At 50.2% G+C, this 6,239-nt stretch carries 1 protein-coding gene, 2 tRNA genes and 3 rRNA genes; all 6 read right to left on the reverse strand.

The genetic code is table 11. The annotated features are described in order from the left end of the window. Positions 1-74: 74 nt before the first annotated feature. The 6 genes from ACTHUG_RS11095 to ACTHUG_RS11120 all read right to left on the reverse strand — a co-directional run bounded on the left by ACTHUG_RS11095 (position 75) and on the right by ACTHUG_RS11120 (position 6,008). Positions 75-362 carry a ComEA family DNA-binding protein gene (locus ACTHUG_RS11095; protein ID WP_049323884.1) on the reverse strand — a complete coding sequence of 96 codons (288 nt, stop codon included), beginning with the start codon at positions 360-362 and terminating at the stop codon, positions 75-77. A gap of 396 nt (positions 363-758) precedes the next feature. Further along, positions 759-872, reverse strand: a 5S ribosomal RNA gene (rrf, locus tag ACTHUG_RS11100). A 96-nt stretch (positions 873-968) separates the two neighbouring features. After that, positions 969-3,857 (reverse strand): 23S ribosomal RNA (locus ACTHUG_RS11105). 347 nt (positions 3,858-4,204) lie between these two features. Continuing rightward, positions 4,205-4,280: transfer RNA gene (locus ACTHUG_RS11110), tRNA-Ala, on the reverse strand. Positions 4,281-4,285: 5 nt separating this feature from the next. After that, positions 4,286-4,362: transfer RNA gene (locus tag ACTHUG_RS11115), tRNA-Ile, on the reverse strand. A 105-nt stretch (positions 4,363-4,467) separates the two neighbouring features. Continuing rightward, positions 4,468-6,008: ribosomal RNA gene (locus ACTHUG_RS11120) — 16S ribosomal RNA — on the reverse strand. Together the 16S, 23S and 5S rRNA genes with 2 tRNA genes alongside form the textbook arrangement of a ribosomal RNA operon. Positions 6,009-6,239: the final 231 nt, after the last annotated feature.

The raw sequence follows: 6,239 nt of genomic DNA on the forward strand, positions 1-6,239 counted from the left end.
CCCCAAACAAAGCCGCCCCGGGGCCCAACCGGCAAACGGTTCGGCCGCAGGGCGGCATATAGGCAGAATCCGGCTTATTTTTTCACGGCAGGCTGCGCAGCCTTAGGCGCGGCAGAAGAAACCGTCGCCTCCGCCTTCAACTTGTTCAGCACCGCATCACCAATACCCTTCACGTTTTTCAGCTCCTCCACCGATTTGAACGCACCGTTCTTCTGACGGTATTCCACAATCGCCTTCGCCTTAGCCGGACCGATACCCGGCAATGCCTCCAGTTCCGCAGAAGAGGCCGTATTGACGTTCACGGCAGCCAAAGAGAATGCCGTACACACGGCGGCAACTACACCAAATAAAAATTTCTTCATCAGGGTTTTCCTATAACGTGTCAGATTGAATCAACCGGGCCGTCTGCAGGACGGTTTTCCCCACCCCGCCGACACTGCCACACGACAGTAGAACACGGCCCTATTCCATATAAATGCATACGACATATTAACGCAAATACCGTTCGATTTCAAACATTCCAAACGGTTAACCGTAACTTTCGGTACTTTTGTGCAAGAATAACAACAGGGTAAATATTTCCGATTCCAATACCAAGATGCACAAATACTCCATAAACACCGGCATATCACTATCCCAATGTTTGATCCCAACACCCGTTATCCCAATTCTGCCGCCAAACCGACAGGAACAACAGGCAACAGAAACAACAGGCATGTAAAAAGCCCCCGACATCAGTCGGGGGCTTCGGAATGGGTGTTTGGCGGTGACCTACTTTCACATGGAAGAACCACACTATCATCGGCGCTGAGTCGTTTCACGGTCCTGTTCGGGATGGGAAGGCGTGGGACCAACTCGCTATGGCCGCCAAACTTAAACTGTTACAAATCGGTAAAGCCTTAATCGGTATAAATGGTGATGACTGAATCAGTCAGTAAGCTTTTATTATTTGAAGTTCTTCAAATGATAGAGTCAAGCCTCACGAGCAATTAGTATGGGTTAGCTTCACGCGTTACCGCGCTTACACACCCCACCTATCAACGTCCTGGTCTCGAACGACTCTTTAGTGTGGTTAAACCACAAGGGAAGTCTCATCTTCAGGCGAGTTTCGCGCTTAGATGCTTTCAGCGCTTATCTCTTCCGAACTTAGCTACCCGGCTATGCAACTGGCGTTACAACCGGTACACCAGAGGTTCGTCCACTCCGGTCCTCTCGTACTAGGAGCAGCCCCCGTCAAACTTCCAACGCCCACTGCAGATAGGGACCAAACTGTCTCACGACGTTTTAAACCCAGCTCACGTACCACTTTAAATGGCGAACAGCCATACCCTTGGGACCGACTACAGCCCCAGGATGTGATGAGCCGACATCGAGGTGCCAAACTCCGCCGTCGATATGAACTCTTGGGCGGAATCAGCCTGTTATCCCCGGAGTACCTTTTATCCGTTGAGCGATGGCCCTTCCATACAGAACCACCGGATCACTATGTCCTGCTTTCGCACCTGCTCGACTTGTCGGTCTCGCAGTTAAGCTACCTTTTGCCATTGCACTATCAGTCCGATTTCCGACCGGACCTAGGTAACCTTCGAACTCCTCCGTTACTCTTTGGGAGGAGACCGCCCCAGTCAAACTGCCTACCATGCACGGTCCCCGACCCGGATTACGGGTCTGGGTTAGAACCTCAAAGACACCAGGGTGGTATTTCAAGGACGGCTCCACAGAGACTGGCGTCTCTGCTTCAAAGCCTCCCACCTATCCTACACAAGTGACTTCAAAGTCCAATGCAAAGCTACAGTAAAGGTTCACGGGGTCTTTCCGTCTAGCAGCGGGTAGATTGCATCTTCACAACCACTTCAACTTCGCTGAGTCTCGGGAGGAGACAGTGTGGCCATCGTTACGCCATTCGTGCGGGTCGGAACTTACCCGACAAGGAATTTCGCTACCTTAGGACCGTTATAGTTACGGCCGCCGTTTACTGGGGCTTCGATCCGATGCTTGCACATCTTCAATTAACCTTCCAGCACCGGGCAGGCGTCACACCCTATACGTCCACTTTCGTGTTAGCAGGGTGCTGTGTTTTTAATAAACAGTCGCAGCCACCTATTCTCTGCGACCCTCCAGGGCTTACGGAGCAAGTCCTTAACCTTAGAGGGCATACCTTCTCCCGAAGTTACGGTATCAATTTGCCGAGTTCCTTCTCCCGAGTTCTCTCAAGCGCCTTAGAATTCTCATCCTGCCCACCTGTGTCGGTTTACGGTACGGTTCGATTCAAACTGAAGCTTAGTGGCTTTTCCTGGAAGCGTGGTATCGGTTACTTCATGTCCGTAGACACTCGTCGTCACTTCTCGGTGTTAAGAAGACCCGGATTTGCCTAAGTCTTCCACCTACCGGCTTAAACAAGCTATTCCAACAGCTTGCTAACCTAACCTTCTCCGTCCCCACATCGCATTTGAATCAAGTACAGGAATATTAACCTGTTTCCCATCGACTACGCATTTCTGCCTCGCCTTAGGGGCCGACTCACCCTACGCCGATGAACGTTGCGTAGGAAACCTTGGGCTTTCGGCGAGCGGGCTTTTCACCCGCTTTATCGCTACTCATGTCAACATTCGCACTTCTGATACCTCCAGCACACTTTACAATGCACCTTCATCGGCCTACAGAACGCTCCCCTACCATGCCAGTAAACTGGCATCCGCAGCTTCGGTTATAGATTTGAGCCCCGTTACATCTTCCGCGCAGGACGACTCGACCAGTGAGCTATTACGCTTTCTTTAAATGATGGCTGCTTCTAAGCCAACATCCTGGCTGTCTGGGCCTTCCCACTTCGTTTACCACTTAATCTATCATTTGGGACCTTAGCTGGCGGTCTGGGTTGTTTCCCTCTTGACAACGGACGTTAGCACCCGCTGTCTGTCTCCCGAGGAACCACTTGATGGTATTCTTAGTTTGCCATGGGTTGGTAAGTTGCAATAACCCCCTAGCCATAACAGTGCTTTACCCCCATCAGTGTCTTGCTCGAGGCACTACCTAAATAGTTTTCGGGGAGAACCAGCTATCTCCGAGTTTGTTTAGCCTTTCACCCCTATCCACAGCTCATCCCCGCATTTTGCAACATGCGTGGGTTCGGTCCTCCAGTACCTGTTACGGCACCTTCAACCTGGCCATGGATAGATCACTCGGTTTCGGGTCTACACCCAGCAACTGTTCGCCCTATTAAGACTCGGTTTCCCTACGCCTCCCCTATTCGGTTAAGCTCGCTACTGAATGTAAGTCGTTGACCCATTATACAAAAGGTACGCAGTCACACCACAAGGGTGCTCCCACTGTTTGTATGCATCAGGTTTCAGGTTCTATTTCACTCCCCTCCCGGGGTTCTTTTCGCCTTTCCCTCACGGTACTGGTTCACTATCGGTCGATGATGAGTATTTAGCCTTGGAGGATGGTCCCCCCATATTCAGACAGGATTTCACGTGTCCCGCCCTACTTTTCGTACGCTTAGTACTACTATTGAGATTTCGAATACGGGACTATCACCCACTATGGTCAAGCTTCCCAGCTTGTTCTTCTATCTCGACAGTTATCACGTACAGGCTCCTCCGCGTTCGCTCGCCACTACTTGCGGAATCTCGGTTGATTTCTTTTCCTCCGGGTACTTAGATGGTTCAGTTCTCCGGGTTCGCTTCGCTTATCCTATGTATTCAGATAAGGATACCTCCTAAGAGGTGGGTTTCCCCATTCGGACACCGCGGGATCATAGCTTTATTGCCAGCTCCCCCACGCTTTTCGCAGGCTTACACGTCCTTCGTCGCCTATCATCGCCAAGGCATCCACCTGATGCACTTATTCACTTGACTCTATCATTTCAAGAACCTCTCTGACTTCGTTTACCTACCCGTTGACTAGGGAAGCAAACTTGAAATTCCTACTTTGATAAAGCTTACTGCTTGTTGTGTCTTAATCCTGCCTTTTGTGTTTCAGGATTAAGTCGATACAATCATCACCCAAATACTGTGTTTGTTTTCTTTTCTCTTGCGAGAGATTCTTTATCCTTTGCAAAGAATAAAAAATCAAAACAAACGCATTGTCTTTGTTTGTTGATTTCGGCTTTCCAATTTGTTAAAGATCGATGCGTCGATATTTCACTTCGCAAATCAAAATAAGCTGCTAAGTATAGCAGGCTTCCTTTGATTTGTAAAGTGCTTGGTGGAGGCAAACGGGATCGAACCGATGACCCCCTGCTTGCAAAGCAGGTGCTCTACCAACTGAGCTATGCCCCCGTTCTTGGTGGGTCTGGGAGGACTTGAACCTCCGACCCCACGCTTATCAAGCGTGTGCTCTAACCAGCTGAGCTACAAACCCGGATTCTCTTCTTAAGCGAATCTTGTCTTCACTCAAGCTTTTCTCTTCCGCATCTTTTACAGTTTACCGATAAGTGTGAATGCATCAGACCTCTTCTTTCTCTAGAAAGGAGGTGATCCAGCCGCAGGTTCCCCTACGGCTACCTTGTTACGACTTCACCCCAGTCATGAAGCATACCGTGGTAAGCGGGCTCCTTGCGGTTACCCTACCTACTTCTGGTATCCCCCACTCCCATGGTGTGACGGGCGGTGTGTACAAGACCCGGGAACGTATTCACCGCAGTATGCTGACCTGCGATTACTAGCGATTCCGACTTCATGCACTCGAGTTGCAGAGTGCAATCCGGACTACGATCGGTTTTGTGAGATTGGCTCCACCTCGCGGCTTGGCTACCCTCTGTACCGACCATTGTATGACGTGTGAAGCCCTGGTCATAAGGGCCATGAGGACTTGACGTCATCCCCACCTTCCTCCGGCTTGTCACCGGCAGTCTCATTAGAGTGCCCAACTTAATGATGGCAACTAATGACAAGGGTTGCGCTCGTTGCGGGACTTAACCCAACATCTCACGACACGAGCTGACGACAGCCATGCAGCACCTGTGTTACGGCTCCCGAAGGCACTCCTCCGTCTCTGGAGGATTCCGTACATGTCAAGACCAGGTAAGGTTCTTCGCGTTGCATCGAATTAATCCACATCATCCACCGCTTGTGCGGGTCCCCGTCAATTCCTTTGAGTTTTAATCTTGCGACCGTACTCCCCAGGCGGTCAATTTCACGCGTTAGCTACGCTACTAAGCAATCAAGTTGCCCAACAGCTAATTGACATCGTTTAGGGCGTGGACTACCAGGGTATCTAATCCTGTTTGCTACCCACGCTTTCGAGCATGAACGTCAGTGTTATCCCAGGAGGCTGCCTTCGCCATCGGTATTCCTCCACATCTCTACGCATTTCACTGCTACACGTGGAATTCTACCTCCCTCTGACACACTCTAGTCACCCAGTTCAGAACGCAGTTCCCAGGTTAAGCCCGGGGATTTCACATCCTGCTTAAGTAACCGTCTGCGCTCGCTTTACGCCCAGTAATTCCGATTAACGCTCGCACCCTACGTATTACCGCGGCTGCTGGCACGTAGTTAGCCGGTGCTTATTCTTCAGGTACCGTCATCAACTGTCGGTATTAGCGACAGCCTTTTCTTCCCTGACAAAAGTCCTTTACAACCCGAAGGCCTTCTTCAGACACGCGGCATGGCTGGATCAGGCTTGCGCCCATTGTCCAAAATTCCCCACTGCTGCCTCCCGTAGGAGTCTGGGCCGTGTCTCAGTCCCAGTGTGGCGGATCATCCTCTCAGACCCGCTACTGATCGTCGCCTTGGTAGGCCTTTACCCCACCAACTAGCTAATCAGATATCGGCCGCTCGAATAACGCAAGGCCCGAAGGTCCCCTGCTTTCCTCCTCAGAGAATATGCGGTATTAGCTAATCTTTCGATTAGTTATCCCCCATTACTCGGTACGTTCCGATATGTTACTCACCCGTTCGCCACTCGCCACCCAAGAAGCAAGCTTCTCTGTGCTGCCGTCCGACTTGCATGTGTAAAGCATGCCGCCAGCGTTCAATCTGAGCCAGGATCAAACTCTTATGTTCAATCTCTAACTTATAACTTCTGGTCTGCTTCAAAGAAACCGACAGGACAATGTCTAAAACATCATCTTGTCTGTCTTTCAAACAGTGTGAGGCCTAATGCACTCACACTTATCGGTAATCTGTTTTTTAAAGAGCGAATCGAATTATACAGTACAATTTTCAAAAGTCAACTAAAATTATCGAAAATTTCAACCAACTGTGTTATACTGTCTGCTTCGTTTTCTTCACCGC

This window comes from Neisseria sp. P0022.S009, assembly GCF_051956675.1.
In the GTDB taxonomy this organism is placed as follows: Bacteria; Pseudomonadota; Gammaproteobacteria; order Burkholderiales; family Neisseriaceae; genus Neisseria.